Here is a 16,482-nt window from a genome sequence, read left to right as displayed (position 1 = left end):
ACTGCGTTAATGTGTTACAAGAAATAATTATAACATTAAGTTTTTGTTAAGTCAATAATAAATTTCTTTTTTATTTATTAAGTTTGTTGCGTTTTTTAACTCAACATTTAATATTGTATATCCTTTCAACTGATTTAACAAGTGTCAAATTTACACTTTGCAAAAACTTCGTTGAATCGGTTGTTTTGCTTTGCGTCTTGTTTCGACGACTTTTTTATAATATCAAGTTTATTCACAACCGTCAATAATATTTAGCAATCTTTTTAGTTAAATTTTACCTTTGTGATGTCTATTTATTATTTTTATGTACTAAACATTTGTTTAGTGTAAATATTTCGGCATATTTCTTAACTTAATGAGTTTATCTTAAGCTTTACTATATATAGTAGAGAATAGAAGGTGTATCAATGTGAAAGCGCGCCACTATTGAATATATTCAACTTATCTAGTTTAACACCATCAAACATATTTAATACAAAGTAGCGAAAACAAAGAAAAAGGAAAACTCATTTATTTTAAAAACGAGTTTTCCCTTTTCTTAAATCATTAGTATAACAAGATACTAGATAATGTTTTTTTCTTCTATTGACTATTTCTTTTATCTTGGCAGTCTTTGCATAACCCATATATTTCCATACGGTGATGCGTTACATTAAAGTCTGTTACGTGCTGCGCTAATTGTTCTACTTCATCGAGTTGTGGATAATGGAAATCCACTATTTTTCCACAATTATCACAGATAACGTGATAATGATTATGTGTACTGAAGTCAAAACGGCTTGAAGAATCTCCGTATGGTAATTCTTTTACTATACCAATATCTTTAAAGACACGTAAATTATTATATATTGTAGCAACACTTATATTTGGAAAATCAGGTGAAAGTGCTTGATAAATCTCATCGGCTGTAGGATGTGTCTCTGAAGCAATTAAAAATTTCAATATTGCTTGTCGTTGAGGTGTTATTCTAATACCGTTATTTCTTAAAGACGCAATTGAATGTTCTAATTGATGTTCAACTGTTTCCATCTCTGCACTCATTTCACTCACCATCTTTCTATTTAAGAATAATTATTACTTAATATTAATATAACTGTTTGATGTGTGAAATGTCAACGTTCATTACTTGAAAGTGGTTAATAGCCTTGTTTAGGATCTACTACATTCTCAATTAAATCTTTCTTATTGAGAAAATGAGCAAGATTATTACTAAATATGTCCGTAGCCTCGCTCATATTTTCTTTACCATTACCTGTGATATGCGCAGTAATAGTAACGTTATCTAATGAATATAATTCATTACCTGGATTTAAAGGCTCTTTTTCGAACACGTCTAAATATGCGTGTCTAATGTACTTTTCTTTTAACGCTTCAATTATTACACTTTCATCAACAATTGTTCCTCTGCCTACATTTATAAATAATGCACTTTCATCCATTAACTCGAAATGTGCTTTTGTTATGAGATGTGTTGTCTGCTCAGTTTCAGGTAGCGTATTAACAATTATGTCCGCTTCAGTTAAAGCATTAGAAAGGTCATTTAATGCGAAAGTCTTACAAAATCCCTCTACTGAATGACCATTTGTATTGATACCAGTAACTTTCATATTCATTGCATTTGCAATATTAGCTGTATATTGGGCAATACTTCCAGTACCTAAAAATAAAATTGTTTTTCCATTGACTCTAGTACCTGTTAGCTTTGAATCATAATATCTATTTTGTTGATTAATATAGGAAGTTCTCATTTTTTTATAGTCATCTAGTATATAAGCTATAATAAATTCTGACATTTGCTTTGCATGTATACCTTTGCCATTAGTAAGTAGTATATTACGTTTAACAATATAGTCTAAAGGCAAACTATTCACTCCTGTTGAATACCATGCTATCCATTTGAGGTTAGGACAGTTTTCTAAAAATGTTTGATCAAGTTTACCATCATAACCGAATAATATGTCTAAATCTTGTTTATCTTGCTCTTCTATTTCAGAAACACCCTTTGTAAATACAAAATCGACAGTTGGATATGCTTCTATTAATTTAGATTCTAAACCTTCCATTCTTTTTAAACTGACAGCTTTCATCTATGTTCACCCCAAGATTTCTTTTAGTTCATCCATTTGTGTTTTAACTTTAACTTTTTCAATTACATCTATTATAATACCATCTTCATCAATAACAAATGTAGTTCTTACAATACCCATCGATTCTTTACCAAATGATTTCTTCAATTGATAGACACCAACTTCATTCGCCAACTCATAATTCTCGTCCACTAATAAGTCAAAATTCAAATCTAATTTTTGGCTAAAATTTTCGTGTTTCTTTTTAGTATCTCCACTAATACCATATACTTTGGCATTTAAATCATTAAACGTTGCTAAATTATCTCTAAAATCACATGCTTCCGTAGTACATGTGGGTGTATTATCTCTTGGATAAAAGTAAAGTACAGCTTTACTTCCTTTTATAGATTCATTAGAAATAAACTCCCCTTTTTGATTTTCTAGTTTAAATGATGGAAATTGATCGCCTTTTCTTAAAATTTAACTCACCCTATTCCTTTTTATTCTTAATTTTATGATACGATAATAGACGAAATTATTAAATTAAAAGAGGTTGATATGTATGAAATTTACTGAAAGTGAAAAACTTCAAAAATTATCTAATGAGTATATTCTAGGTGGAGTTAATTCTCCTTCTCGCTCATATAAAGCAGTTGGCGGTGGCGCTCCAGTTATGATGCGCTCTGGTCAAGGTGCATATTTGTTTGATGTTGATGGAAATAAGTATATTGATTATTTACAAGCTTATGGCCCTATTATTACTGGTCATGCACATCCACACATTACCAAAGCAATTCAAGATCAAGCTGCGCTAGGTGTATTATATGGTACACCAACAGAACTAGAAATTGAATTTGCTAAAAAATTACGTGATGCTATGCCTTCATTAGAAAAGATTAGATTTGTGAATTCAGGTACAGAATCAGTTATGACTACAATCCGTGTCGCTCGTGCTTATACTAAAAGAACTAAGATGATCAAATTTGCTGGTCAATATCACGGTCACTCTGATTTAGTATTAGTAGCTGCTGGTAGTGGGCCTTCTCAACTAGGTTCTCCTGATTCTGCTGGTGTTCCTGAAAGTGTCGCTCAAGAAGTAATTACAGTTCCTTTCAATGACATTGAAGCTTATAAGGAAGCTATTGACTATTGGGGTGAAGATATTGCTGCAGTATTAGTAGAACCTATTGTTGGTAATTTTGGGATGGTTAAACCTAAACCCGGTTTCTTAGAACAAGTAAATGAAGTTACACATAATAATGGAAGTTTGGTCATATATGATGAGGTGATTACAGCATTCCGTTTCCACTATGGTGGTGCACAAGATCTTTATAATGTGTATCCTGATTTAACAGCCTTCGGTAAAATTGTTGGTGGTGGTTTACCTATAGGTGGATATGGAGGAAAGCAAGATATTATGGAACAAGTAGCACCTTTAGGTCCTGCGTATCAAGCTGGTACTATGGCAGGCAATCCACTATCCATGAAAGCTGGAATTGCACTTCTAGAAGTATTAGAACAAGATGGCGTTTATGAAAAATTAGACGCATTAGGTAAACATTTAGAAGACGGTTTGCTTTCATTAATTAAAAAACATAATATTACAGCTACAGTAAATAGAGTATACGGTGCCCTAACATTATACTTTACAGACGAAACAGTAGAAAATTATGCTCAAGCTGAAAATACAGATGGAGACGCATTTGCTAAATTCTTTAAATTAATGCTTAATCAAGGAATTAATCTTGCACCTTCTAAATTTGAAGCTTGGTTTTTAACTACTGAACATACGGACGAAGACATTGATGCAACATTGAAAGCTGTAGATTATGCTTTTAGTCAAATGGTATAAACTTGAATTTTGTAACCAATCGTTGTATAACAAGTATAAACATTATTTTATTAAATATATTAAGGAGCGGTACATTTGAAATTAGGAGCCCGTATTCTCAAAACAGGTATAGCAATTATACTTGCTTTGTTTATCGCTTCTCTATTACCTGATGAAGCTGGTTTAAAAGCCATTGCTGCAGTCAGTGCTGTCATTGCAATGCAACCAAGTGTTTTTCGTTCAATAAAAACAATTGGGGAACGAGCAATAGGTAACCTTGTTGGTGCTGTTTTAGCAGTAGTGATGGTTACGATATTTGGAAATAATATTGTAATCATGGGTGTTACAGTAATTTTATTAATTGCAATCCTGTTTCGTTTCAAATTGGAACATGTTGCTACGCTAGCAAGTATAACTGCTTTAATTATTATGGGACAACATACTGGTAACTTTTATGTTTCTGCATTTTATAGATTTGTACTTGTTATGGTTGGGGTACTTAGTTCTTCAGCAGTAAATCTTTTATTTTTACCACCTAAATTTGAATCTAAAATTTACTATAATTCATTGAATATCTGTTCTGATATTTTCGTATGGTTTAAATTAGTTTTAAATGACACCTCTGAGTATCACCATATTAAGGAAGATAGAGGGTTGATTGTTACTCGTATAGATAAACTCGAAGAAACCTTAGGTTATTATTCAGAAGAAAAACCATGGACTAAAAAGCAACTATATGCCCAGAATAGGAAAAAGATTCTTTTCAAAGAATTGGTCCGAAGTACTCGGCGAGCTTATGAAGTGTTGAGGAAAATGAATCGTTATCAAAATGACCTTCATAATTTAAATAACGAATTACTTCTGCAGATTAAACTAGAAATCGACACATTAATTGCATATCATGAACAAATCTTCATCAGTCTTTCGAAAAAAGCTCGGTTTGATGTAGACCAACTAGATAGTCAAATAGCAAATCCACAGAAAAAAGATTTGATGGATGCGTTTCAAAAAGAAATCATCCAAAATCCTTATCAATCAATGTATTCATATACTAATATCATGCAAATTATTTCAGCAATTGAAGAATATCGTTATATATTAGAACATTTAGATCGACTACGCATTAGTTTCTTCACTTACCATCATAATGATAATGAAATTGATATACTAGAAGAAGACTTCGATTTATAAATAAAGTACCCTATGAGCTTAACTTTCATTTGCTCATAGGGTATTTTTAATTTCTTATAATAGTCGTACTATAAATATTACTTTTCCTTAAATCGTATAAGATAAAAGCGCACTAGGTATACGTTAAAATACCCAATGCGCTTTATTCAAATTTTATTGATTATAAATTTTGAATACTATATAGATGCTCATACGCACCTTTTTTAGCTAGTAATGCAGAATGTGAACCACTTTCAACAATTTCACCGTTTTCTACAACAACAATTTTATCAGCATGTGTAATTGTAGATAATCTATGAGCAACAACCAGTGTTGTACGATTTGCACTTAATACGCTCAATGCATCTTGGATGATAGATTCACTTTCTAAATCAAGCGCGCTCGTTGCCTCATCTAATATAATGATTGGTGGATTATTTAAGAAGATACGGGCAATAGAAACACGTTGTTTTTGTCCACCAGAGAGTTTAACCCCTCTTTCTCCTACTTCCGTGTCGTAACCTTTAGATAATTCCATTATAAAATCATGAGCGTTAGCCATTTTAGCAGCATTAATAACTTCTTCATCGGAAGCATCCGGTTTACCTAATAATATATTTTCTTTAATTGTATCTGAGAATAAAACATTATCTTGTTGAACTAAGCCAATTTGTCTTCTCAAGCTACCTGTTAAATATGACTTGATATTTGTACCATCAATTTTTATTTCGCCTTCGGTAACATCATAGAACCTAGGTATTAAATTGATTAAAGTAGATTTTCCTCCACCACTCATACCGACAAATGCCACTGTCTCACCTTGGTTAATCTCTAAATTAATATCTTTAAGAATATTTGCTTCATTTTGATCATATTTAAAGTTAACATTATTTAATTCAATGTGGCCTTGTTTTATTTCTATTGGCAATGCACCTTTTTTGTTTTTAATATCATAATCTTCATCTATAAGTTGAAATACACGGTCCATTGATGCAAAACTTTGTGTCAATGTCGTAAATGAAGAAACTAATCTACGTAGAGGACCAAATAGTTGTTCAAGGTAGCCTACGAAAGCAGCTAAAGTTCCTACTGTTATTGATCCATTGATTGCTAAGTACGCACCTGTACCAATAACGATTAAAGGCCCAATGTCTGTGACCGTATTTATTGCCGAGAATGAATAAGCATTCCAACGTGTATGATTAAATGCTCTTTGCAAGAAATTTTGGTTATGTTTATCAAAGTTTCCTGCTTCATTATCTTCAATCGCAAAACTTTTTATTACTGACATTCCTTGTACACGTTCATGTAAGAACCCTTGTACTTCAGCCAACGCCTGCGATCTCTTTCTCGTTAAACTTCTCAAACGACCAAAGAAGAAATACACAGTTAAAATATATACAGGGAATATAATAATTGCTGCTAAAGTTAACTGAACATCTAAGAAGAACATAATAGTCAATGCAATAATAATAGTTATACAGTCAAGCCATATATTCATTAAACCGGTTAAAATAAAGTCTTTAGTTTGCTCAACATCATTAATAACCCTTGAAATAACTTGTCCTGCTTGGTTATTCGCATAAAATCTTGAACTCAAAGCTTGCAAATGGTGATAAAGCTTTTTACGTATATCATATAAAATTTTGTTACTTGTCCACTGTGCTAGATATTGTCTTAAAAACTCAATTGGCGGTCTTACTATCACAAAGATAAATGCTGCTATACCCAACGCAACTGATAATTTTGTAATTTTTTCTTCTACTGTTATAGCACCATTATTGATGATATCGTCAATAACGTATTTAATTAATAATGGAATCAGCATCGGAATACCAAATTTTAGAATACCTACAAGTATAGTGGCAATGATTCGCCATTTATATGGTCGGACAAATTGTAAATATCTGCGAATCATAACACGATTCCTCCCCACACTATATTTGCAAATGAAACAGCCTATGTTGATAGTCCAACTAGGCTGCTAATTTATGCGCTATCTAAAGTTGTTTGACACTTTCATTTGCGAATACGAATATTTTATAGCAAACTTAATTTTTTCTTTTTTGTATTGTTCACATTCATATCACTATAAATGATAATTAAATTAAAAACATCAAATCTGCTTAATAATTTCTAACTTTTTTATATCGTTCTCGCCAAACTTTAATGAAGTCTGGAGCAAAAGGCCCTTTTTTCTGTTCAATCCATTGCTGTAAAATATCTACATTTCTTCTTAAAATAACATCGATATCGGGTGAATAATTCATTTGTCTCATATGCTGCTCGTATTCATCTTCATCTAGTAAATGATACTTACCATTTGGATATACTTTAATATCCAAGTCATAATCGATATATTTTAAAGCTTCTTCATCAGAAACAAATGGTGAAGATAAATTACAATAATAATAGACACCATCTTCTCTGAACATACATATCACGTTAAACCAATATTCAGAATGAAAATATACGATTGCAGGCTCTCTCGTAATCCATGTACGACTATCACTTTCTGTGACGAGCGTATGATCATTCCCACCAATAACAACATCTTCCGTACCTTTTAATATAGTAGTTTCAGACCAAACACGATGAATATTACCATCATGTTTATAACTTTGAATCTTAATTGTCTGACCTTCTTTAGGTATGGATTCTTTTACCATGCTCCACACCACCTTTTCTTAATTTCACATATAGAATTATAACATAACTCAAGATACAACACCGAATCTAACAATGTTTAGTTATGAATTTGTATATTTTTGTCATACTTACAGGAAAATTAAAGTCTTCTTTTTCTGCTAACTGCATCCACTCCATATTCTCTGGTAAAACGATGTCATCTTTATTCACACTTTCCTGGGACATAAATACTTCGATATCCCACGTAAGATGTGTAAACTGATGTTTTAATTTAAATGCAGGCGCTTGATCAAATGTCACTTGTGTCCCTAACACTGTGTTAATGTTCTCATTTCCCTCTGCTTCGTACATTGGAAATTCCCACATATTATTTAATAATTTTTGTGTGCGCTTTTCAATTAAATAAGCCTTTTCTTCATTTTCAACCAGATAAACATGCTGCTTTATATGTTTCTTCTTAACTTTTGTCGTTTTTACAGGTAATGATTGAACTGTGCCTTTTTCAAATGCTTCACAGTGATCTTGAACTGGACAAAATAAACATAACGGGGATTTCGGTGTGCAAACCAATGCACCTAATTCCATCATCGCTTGGTTAAATGTACCGGCGTCTTGTTCTACGTATGGTTGTAACTCATTCTCAAATGCTTTACGTGTCGATTGCAATTTCGTGTCTCTTGAATCATTATTTAGTCGAGACCATACTCTAAAGACGTTTCCATCCACAGTTGCTAAAGGTTTGTCAAAAGCAATACTCATAACTGCTGCTTGTGTATAAGGGCCTACGCCTTTTAGTTTTCCGAATGTCACCGGTTCATCTGGTACTACACCTTGATAACTTTTCTTTACTTCTTTTATTGCATTGTGAAAATTACGCGCTCTACTGTAATAGCCTAAGCCTTCCCAATATTTGAGCACTTCATCTTCATGTGCTTGACTTAACTCAGAAATAGTCGGGAAGCGATGGATGAATCTATAATAATAATCTATAACTGTTTTAACTTGAGTTTGTTGTAACATCACTTCACTCAACCATATATAATACGGATTAGAGGTTTCTCTCCAAGGCATTTCACGTTGATGTTCGTCAAACCATGTAACGAGATTATTCTTGAATTTTGACTCATTAAACATTTTACACATCTCTTTCTATTTATAATTATTAAAAATTCCAAAATAAATTTTAGTATGTTATTTTTATTATTTATCATATTAGATTATAATGAATATATTATTGACATGAAACGAGTTGAATACTTATGGATACAGGCACACATATTGTCATGGGTATCGGGTTAACAGCATTAGCTACTCAAGATCCAGCAATGGCAGGATCATTTGTAGCTACAGCTACCACATTAGTAGTTGGCTCTTTAATACCCGATGGTGACACTGTTTTTAAATTAAAAGATAACGCTACTTATATATCAAATCATAGAGGTATCACACATTCAATACCCTTTACGATATTATGGCCGTTATTAATTACTTTATTTATTTTTACATTTTTCAAAAACGTTGATACAACACACGTTTGGCTATGGGCTCAACTTGCAGTATTCCTACATGTTTTTGTAGATATTTTCAATTCTTATGGCACGCAAGCGCTAAGACCTATTACTAACAAATGGATACAGCTCAGTGTAATTAATACATTTGATCCAATTATATTTGTCTTGTGGTGTGTCGGTATACTACTTTGGTTAGTCGGAATTCATCCATATCTTGTATTTTTCCCGATTATCGCTATTCTTGTAGTATATTATATCATTCGTTTTAGAATGCAAGCTGTTATTAAACAACAAGCTCTAAAACAAATTCAACAAGAACATAATCCAGTAAAAGTGTTTGTAGCTCCAACGATTCGCTTCATGCAGTGGCGTGTTGCAATACAAACGGAAGGACATGATTATGTAGGACGCAGTTATGGTAGAAATATCGTATTTAGTGACAAATCAAAACGCCATCCGTTTCCAAGTGATGATTTAATGCAATATGTTGAAGGAGATAAAAATATTAAAACATTCCTTAACTTCTCAACTATTTATCGCTGGGAAGCTAGAAAGTTAGATGATGAGACAACCGAAATCAGATTAATTGATTTACGTTATTTGAAAAATGGGCATTATTCTTTTGTAGCTATTGCCCATTTAGACAATGAAATGAATATTGACCATTCATATATCGGCTGGGTCTTTAGCGAGGACAAGCTACAGAAAAAATTATTTGCAAAATAATGCATTTAAAAAATATAATATTAATTTATATAATAAGAACTGGAAAGATTCGTTGATTGATAACGAACCTTTCCAGTTCTTTTATTACTTTTAGTTTAATTGATAATAAGTAACCTTTAAATTTTCTGATTTAAAATCTGATTTTCAATTTTTATTTATTTTTACCTAAATCATCCACTTCAGTCATGTTTTCTTCTGTATCTGAATGTGTAACAATTGTTTCATCAGGCACTGCATATAAATATTTTCTGTGAGCCATAATTCGATGTTTAGCAAAAATAATTACACAAAGTATCCCTAAGAATAATATATAATATAAATGATATGGTATATTATTCAAACTTAACGCACCAAGTACGACAGACTGTGAAATACCTTCAATAAGGTAATATAGTGGGTTTAACATTAATACATGCGAGACCAGTGACGTATTACTTGTTGGTATAAAGAGTATTGGAACAATAAAAAACATTACTATTGAAACCACGTAAAATATGACATTAATTCTGCGAATAACAATAGCTGAAAGACCTAATATTGTCGATACGAGTATCATGAATAACATCGACATTACAACATAATAAAACGTAGAAGGTATAGAACTTTCAATATTAATCGGTGTTGCATAAATCATAATAATTAAAGTTATAAACATTGTCACACTCGTTATGATTGCTATCACAATATTTTGAAATATTGGATTCAGGTTAAATAACTTACCAGTAAAGTAATCAATTTTATAAGTGTTATAGCTACGATAAATAGCAATCCAAATATAAGCAAAAGTTGTTAATCCTGCCAATCTAAAATAGGCACGAGCTTGAATTAATTCTTCGGTGCCATTTATTTTAAATATTAACATTAATAGGAATAGCAATGCCAAGCTTGATACAAATGGTATAACAAGCCACACCCATTGTGATTTTAATCGATGATATGCTTGTTTGCTAAGATATGGCACGTTTTTAAAAAAACTAATTATACTATCAATCATTCTTTACACCTACAATTCAATATATATCCATTTATTATTTTTTAAATCAGCCATGAAATAGCCCTCTCCAGATTTAGTGATCCAGAAATTATTTTCGATATCAAACTTCTCTTTTAATTCTTCTTTCTTCTTAATAGGGAATGTGAATCCTTTGAGTTTATTTTGGTCATTAAAAATCATAGCAATAGGTTGTTGTACTATAGGTACTACAAAACGATTATCCTTGTTATTTTCTGGTACAAGTCCCTCTGTTACAGTACTATGTTTTTTATGCAAATGACTATTGAAAAATTCATAAAAATTAATATAGTTATTATGCATGTATGGTGCTAATGATTTTGAGCTATGTTCTTCATATAATCCTGCTGGCTCAAAGAAACGCAGTTTATTTTTAGCAACCTTATAATGCTTATTGTCTACGTCTATTCTATAATTCTTATTATTTTCAGCAGTAATTGTTACAAAACCATACTGATTTATTGTTTGCTTATCCCCATTATCCATAGCTTCCACAGTAATAGATTCATCTAATACGATACCGTAACCTAGCATTTCTTCATAAGGATCTTTATGTTGGTTTTGAATTGAGGCTTGATCAATATTTTGTCCAATCTGTAACTTTCCAACATTATTAAACATTAAAATTGCCATAAATAATACGCCAACTACAAATACTGAAAGCCATGTCCAAAATCTAACAAATGCAATAGGTGGTTTAACATGATTATATCTTTCGATACGTTTAAAATTATAAGTTAATTCTGGCGTTCTTGTTCTGCTTTTTTTCCAATCAACATCAAAGTTCGCCTTCTCTTGCTCATTTTCCAATGATAATCTATCTTTCTCATGGTCTTTAAATACTGGTAAGACTTGATTTAAAGAACCTTCCATTCTAAGTTGGCCATGAGACACCCAAGCAATGTAATTACTAGTTTGAGCTATACATTGAACATCATCATCGATTATCACAATTGTTAAATTTTGATTTATGTATTCTTCTGTAAGTCCAATTGCTTTTTCGATAAAGGATTCATCTAAGTATTGTAAAATATGATTCAAAATAATAATACTTGCTTTTGAAGTTCTTGCTAAGGCGAATAATAATTGTGCATATTGTGAATCTGTTAATCGGCTAACTTTAACATCCGCTTTATCTTCAAGGTGCGCATATCTTATAATTTGCTCTACTTTATGATCTGAAGTCTTATATTGAAACAACATGATTGCATTAGCCACAAACTCATTTACAGAAGTATGTTGTAACAATTTATCTTCAATGTCAGCAAAAAACAAGTCCTTTTTCTTAACGACTCTTCCTTTATCTGGTTGTATTTCACCACTTAATAAACGCCCTATTAATGATTTAGAAGAACCCGGTTCACCTATTATTCCTAAAGCTTCACCTTGATAGATATGGAGGTTAAAATTATTCAATTCTATATCTTCTTCATCATAACCAAATGGTAAATACCATTTGGAGGATTTTTTATTTCTATAATAATGAGTTACATTTAGTAACTTTAATATAATTGAACTACCCATCCTATCTTCATCCTTCTACAATTTTAATAATGCGAGTGGCAAACCCTCTTCAGGTTCTGAACTTTTAATTCTAAAGCCCCACGCGAAAACACCTTTTAACCGTTCAACTTTGAAATAGCTTTCTGTGCCATCATTTAATTTGTATATTTTACCTAATTCTACTTTATTTCTGTCTACTAAGTAGCTCTCTGCAATAATTACTTTACTTGCATATACGTCATATTCATTAAAAATGCCATTCATTTCTGCTTTACGCATTTTCTCTTTATAACCTTGTATCTCATGACGTAATTCAATTTCACTCATTTCACTCAATTTCTTCTGTGCCATCTACTATTCCACTCTCTTCTAATTTAGCTTTAATTTTATCATATTTATAACCTTTTCTCATAAGTGCTTCTATTGTTTTATTAATTAATTTTCTACCTGAAAATTTTCTCGAATATTTATTATATGCTTTTTCTAATTCATTTTGTAATAGCTCATCTAATTCTTCTTCGGGTTGGGAAAAATCCATTTCCTCCATTACTTCTTTAATTTTCTCAAAAGAGTAACCTTTTTGCATCAATGATTGTGTTAATTTCTCTTTTCTTTTTACTAATGGTCCCTTTTTCTGTTTCAAAATTTTATTTGCAACTTTTAATATATCCTCCATAGATTGCTCCTGTTCATAGATCTGGCTATACTCATCAATAATTAGTTGTTCAATGCCAGCTTCTCGTAATTTTTGTTTATATATGCCAGGACCTTTATCTGTCGTTAAAATCATGGTATTTTTTAAACTTTTCGCATAATCATTATGATCTATAAGCTTTTGCTCATGACAGTAATCTATGACTTTAGCAATCACTGACTCTGAAATTTCTTTTTTTGTAAGATGTTTAATCACTTCATGGTCAGTTCTTTTTCTATACGAAATATATTGAATAGCTGCGTTAACTGCTTGTCTGTATTGTTCATAGCTTTGGATTTCTTCCATTTCTTTAGCTTCAACAATTTGATTTTTTTTCAAATTAAAATAGACAAAGGTATCTATATCGATTCCCATTTCAAATTCATCATCTAAATATAAATTAAAACGTTCCTTATTCTTTTTTTGCACTTCTATTTTTGTTATTTTAGGCATATTATTCACTCCACTATTAAGAATAACTTATATTGATTATGAATGGAATTATAGTGTATAGCATATTTGAAATTGCTATTAATCCATATATGTATATTTAAATTATAACATCAAAAAAGGAGCGGGATAGAAATCAAAATTTGATTTCTATTCCCGCCCCCACAAAGCTGACTAAAATAAGTAATACAAGAGCTAAAGCTCTTGTATTAGAACTACTCACTTTCATAAATGAAAGTGAGTAGTTTTTTAACAGTTGGAAACATTGTTTATATAGCGTACGGCTACTGAATATAGCATGCTGTATTGATGTCCTATACTCTTAAGTTATGATACGCCAAGTTCTTGGATTGCATTTTCATACTCTTCATTAGAAATATAATCCTGTTGTTTCATTTTCTCTAAATCTATTTTCACACGATTGATAAAATTATCCGACATGTTATTCACATCGTATACACTTGGTGCATTAATCTTACTAGCTAAAATTGCACTTTGTAATACAGATATTTGAGGTAAATTAGGATTGTTTTTATCTGTTGTTACTCCAAAAAAGTGATTTGCTGCTGACTCAACAGTGTATTGATCACTCCCAAAGTAAATGTTGTTCACATAGAAACTTAAAATTTCATTTTTATCATAATTTTTTTCTGCGCGATATGCTACAAATAATTCTTTGATTTTTCTTGTTAGTGATTGTTCATTATCATAAAAATAGTTTTTCACTACTTGCTGCGTAATGGTGCTACCGCCTTGCACGCTATTCTCACTTATAGTTGAAAATAGTGCACGCGACGTGCCTTTGAAATCAAATCCATTATGTTTGTAATATCTTTCATCTTCCATTGCTATAAATGCCCCTTTGGTATATTCAGGCATGTTTGAAACAGAGACGAATGTTTCTTTATCTTCAATACTTTTCAATTCATCCACGTCTGCTCTTAAAGAAAATGCGTACATTGTAGCTATAAACGCAGCGATTAAAATGATGATAGGTATTAATATCTTTATCAACAAACCTTTTCCTTTTTTCTTCTTTGGTTGTTTGTTTACCGGTTGGAAATAGGTATTATGCTGCGGTATATTTGAGTTTTTTTGACTGGCTTGTTTTTTACTTTGCTTATAACGATCGCTTCTTTTCATGCGCTAGCTCCTTTATGTTGCTCTCATATCATTATAAGTGAGTTTATCAATAGTTTAAATGTTTATCTACACCAAATTGAAAATATCAGTCCAAGGGTGTATGTCACGCTACGCATAGAGTTTCATTGTAAGCATATTTCATATATGTTTCAGTTTATTAAGCGTTATACGACCATAAGATATGGAAATGGGGCAGAAATCTCATGTTTTTCACAAGATTTCGTCGGCACACCCCAGCAAAGCTGACTAGAAAATGGAATACAAGAGCTTAACATAAACGCATTTTCAATTCAGTCAGCCACTGCCAATATAATGAGTAAGTCTGGGACATGTATTTATGTCCCAGACTCATCAGATATGTACTATCGCGATAATTACCATTATAAAATACAAAAACTGGAAAAACCGTAGCATCAGAATATATCTAAAATGTTGAACTTTAAATTCAACAAATAAGATATAATCATTACCATAGGTTTTTCCAGTTATATATTAAGGACAAAAATGTCCAAAGTGTACGTTAATTAATAATTTGCAATTAATCTTTTAATTGATTTGCAATTTCTCTATTAAAATCATCTAAATCATCAGGTGTACGACTCGTAACTATATTTTTATCTACAACTACTGATTCGTCTACAACTTGTGCGCCTGCGTTAGATAAATCTTTGCGGACATTTAACACTGCAGTTAAAGTACGTCCATTTAAATCATCAGTATCTATTAAAATTTGAGGTCCGTGGCAAATTGCAAATGTTGGAACATCATTTTTTGTGAAATACTTAGCAAATGTACCATATCTGCCTTCTGAGTCACCACGTAGATGATCTGGAGAAAATCCACCCGGAATTAATAATCCATCGTAATCTTCTGGCTTGGCATCCGCAATACTAACTTCTACTGTAGCTTTTGCACCATGTTTACCAACAACTTCACTATTCGCTGTATCGCCAATAATTACTGTTTCATGCCCCGCTTCTTCAATTGCTTCTTGAGGGCTTGTTAATTCAACATCTTCAAATTCATTCGTTACTATGATTGCTACTTTTTTAGCCATGTATAATCACCTTTCCTATTTGCGTTCTACATTATGTATAGACGAAATTAAGAAAAGTTAAACATACAACAGCTCAATCTAACCTATGAAAGGGCTGCACTTATTCAGATGTGTTTGATACAGTTTTTACTTTTTCTTCTAATTGATCTAATAAACCAATCCACTCATCAATATCTTCTACTTTTACTTCGTTTGGATTAACTTGGTCTATATCGTCAATAAACTTTTCTAATCTTTCTTTAATTTGATCAATTGTTTGATTTTCATTCATTTTCAATGAGACTCCTTTTTATAAGATATTATTATCCTAACATGTAATTAACAACTTTTGGTAGTATCAGAATAATATTATAATGAAATACTAAGACTAGCGTCTCAAAGTGCACGCTTTTCGCGGGCACAACCTTACCCTGTAGTCATGGCCTAGTGCTTTATTAACTAGTTAGGTATCAGACCAAATCACTGCCATTTTTAAAATAACATAATATAATCAGTTATTCATTTGCTGAACTTATATTGAAGAAAATGCAAACAAAAATGAATGTATAATTGAATTAACGAAAACTTTCCTTTCATTTTCATTATGTATTAAATAATAAAATTAATGGAGAAAGATTCTCTCAAGGGAAAAAAGCTATAAACAACAAACCAAATGCTTTTACAACAA

At 31.4% G+C, this 16,482-nt stretch carries 16 protein-coding genes; 3 read left to right on the top strand and 13 right to left on the bottom strand.

Translation table 11 applies throughout. The features are described from left to right. Window positions 1-582 precede the first annotated feature (582 nt). From perR to M4L39_RS14400, 3 genes are all read right to left on the bottom strand, one after another. Entirely contained in the window at window positions 583-1,041 is a 459-nt protein-coding gene (perR, locus tag M4L39_RS14410) for a peroxide-responsive transcriptional repressor PerR (RefSeq protein ID WP_002512518.1), read from the bottom strand. 95 nt (window positions 1,042-1,136) lie between these two features. Continuing rightward, on the bottom strand, window positions 1,137-2,087 hold the full coding sequence (locus M4L39_RS14405; RefSeq protein ID WP_277582614.1) for a phosphoglycerate dehydrogenase: 951 nt from the start codon (window positions 2,085-2,087) through the stop codon (window positions 1,137-1,139). Between the two features lie 6 nt (window positions 2,088-2,093). After that, window positions 2,094-2,549, bottom strand: a complete 456-nt coding sequence (locus tag M4L39_RS14400; protein WP_277582615.1) for a peroxiredoxin — start codon at window positions 2,547-2,549, stop codon at window positions 2,094-2,096. A gap of 82 nt (window positions 2,550-2,631) precedes the next feature. Between M4L39_RS14400 and M4L39_RS14395 the strand changes: the two genes are divergently transcribed. Together M4L39_RS14395 and M4L39_RS14390 are read left to right on the top strand one after the other, a co-directional pair. After that, a complete protein-coding gene (locus M4L39_RS14395; RefSeq protein WP_277582613.1) occupies window positions 2,632-3,921 on the top strand; it encodes a glutamate-1-semialdehyde 2,1-aminomutase in 1,290 nt (429 codons plus the stop codon). 75 nt (window positions 3,922-3,996) lie between these two features. Next, window positions 3,997-5,091: an FUSC family protein gene (locus M4L39_RS14390; RefSeq protein ID WP_277582612.1), complete on the top strand. Its 1,095-nt coding sequence runs from the start codon at window positions 3,997-3,999 to the stop codon at window positions 5,089-5,091. A 160-nt stretch (window positions 5,092-5,251) separates the two neighbouring features. Here M4L39_RS14390 and M4L39_RS14385 read toward each other — a convergent pair whose 3' ends face one another. From M4L39_RS14385 to mutY, 3 genes are all read right to left on the bottom strand, one after another. Further along, window positions 5,252-6,988 (bottom strand): ABC transporter ATP-binding protein, encoded by a 1,737-nt coding sequence (locus M4L39_RS14385; RefSeq protein ID WP_277582611.1) that lies wholly within the window; start codon window positions 6,986-6,988, stop codon window positions 5,252-5,254. A 208-nt stretch (window positions 6,989-7,196) separates the two neighbouring features. Continuing rightward, the gene (gene ntdP, locus M4L39_RS14380; protein WP_277582610.1) at window positions 7,197-7,739 is read right to left on the bottom strand and encodes a nucleoside tri-diphosphate phosphatase; all 543 of its coding nucleotides are present in this window, start codon (window positions 7,737-7,739) and stop codon (window positions 7,197-7,199) included. A 67-nt stretch (window positions 7,740-7,806) separates the two neighbouring features. Beyond that, entirely contained in the window at window positions 7,807-8,853 is a 1,047-nt protein-coding gene (gene mutY / locus M4L39_RS14375) for an A/G-specific adenine glycosylase (RefSeq protein ID WP_277582609.1), read from the bottom strand. Between the two features lie 125 nt (window positions 8,854-8,978). Here mutY and M4L39_RS14370 point away from each other — a divergent pair, with 125 nt between their 5' ends. Further along, window positions 8,979-9,956 carry a metal-dependent hydrolase gene (locus M4L39_RS14370; protein ID WP_277582608.1) on the top strand — a complete coding sequence of 326 codons (978 nt, stop codon included), beginning with the start codon at window positions 8,979-8,981 and terminating at the stop codon, window positions 9,954-9,956. Window positions 9,957-10,107: 151 nt separating this feature from the next. Here the strand turns inward: M4L39_RS14370 and M4L39_RS14365 are convergent, their stop codons facing one another. The 7 genes from M4L39_RS14365 to M4L39_RS14335 all read right to left on the bottom strand — a co-directional run bounded on the left by M4L39_RS14365 (window position 10,108) and on the right by M4L39_RS14335 (window position 16,086). After that, entirely contained in the window at window positions 10,108-10,950 is an 843-nt protein-coding gene (locus M4L39_RS14365; RefSeq protein ID WP_277582607.1) for a sugar ABC transporter permease, read from the bottom strand. Window positions 10,951-10,959: 9 nt separating this feature from the next. Then, on the bottom strand, window positions 10,960-12,492 hold the full coding sequence (locus tag M4L39_RS14360; RefSeq protein ID WP_277582606.1) for an ATP-binding cassette domain-containing protein: 1,533 nt from the start codon (window positions 12,490-12,492) through the stop codon (window positions 10,960-10,962). A gap of 15 nt (window positions 12,493-12,507) precedes the next feature. Further along, entirely contained in the window at window positions 12,508-12,822 is a 315-nt protein-coding gene (locus M4L39_RS14355; protein WP_277582605.1) for a YfhH family protein, read from the bottom strand. Next, a complete protein-coding gene (recX, locus tag M4L39_RS14350; RefSeq protein WP_277582604.1) occupies window positions 12,800-13,618 on the bottom strand; it encodes a recombination regulator RecX in 819 nt (272 codons plus the stop codon). Before recX ends, M4L39_RS14355 begins: the two co-directional genes overlap by 23 nt. A gap of 324 nt (window positions 13,619-13,942) precedes the next feature. Then, window positions 13,943-14,758, bottom strand: coding sequence for a monofunctional peptidoglycan glycosyltransferase SgtB (gene sgtB / locus M4L39_RS14345; RefSeq protein WP_277582603.1), 816 nt, complete (start codon window positions 14,756-14,758; stop codon window positions 13,943-13,945). 538 nt (window positions 14,759-15,296) lie between these two features. After that, window positions 15,297-15,815: a type 1 glutamine amidotransferase domain-containing protein gene (locus tag M4L39_RS14340; protein WP_046466232.1), complete on the bottom strand. Its 519-nt coding sequence runs from the start codon at window positions 15,813-15,815 to the stop codon at window positions 15,297-15,299. A 100-nt stretch (window positions 15,816-15,915) separates the two neighbouring features. After that, on the bottom strand, window positions 15,916-16,086 hold the full coding sequence (locus tag M4L39_RS14335) for an SE1561 family protein (RefSeq protein WP_002507213.1): 171 nt from the start codon (window positions 16,084-16,086) through the stop codon (window positions 15,916-15,918). Window positions 16,087-16,482 lie beyond the last annotated feature (396 nt).

The sequence above is a fragment of the Staphylococcus equorum genome (genome assembly GCF_029531845.1).
GTDB lineage: Bacteria > Bacillota > Bacilli > Staphylococcales > Staphylococcaceae > Staphylococcus > Staphylococcus equorum_C.
This window is presented reverse-complemented; position numbering and strand designations above follow the sequence as displayed.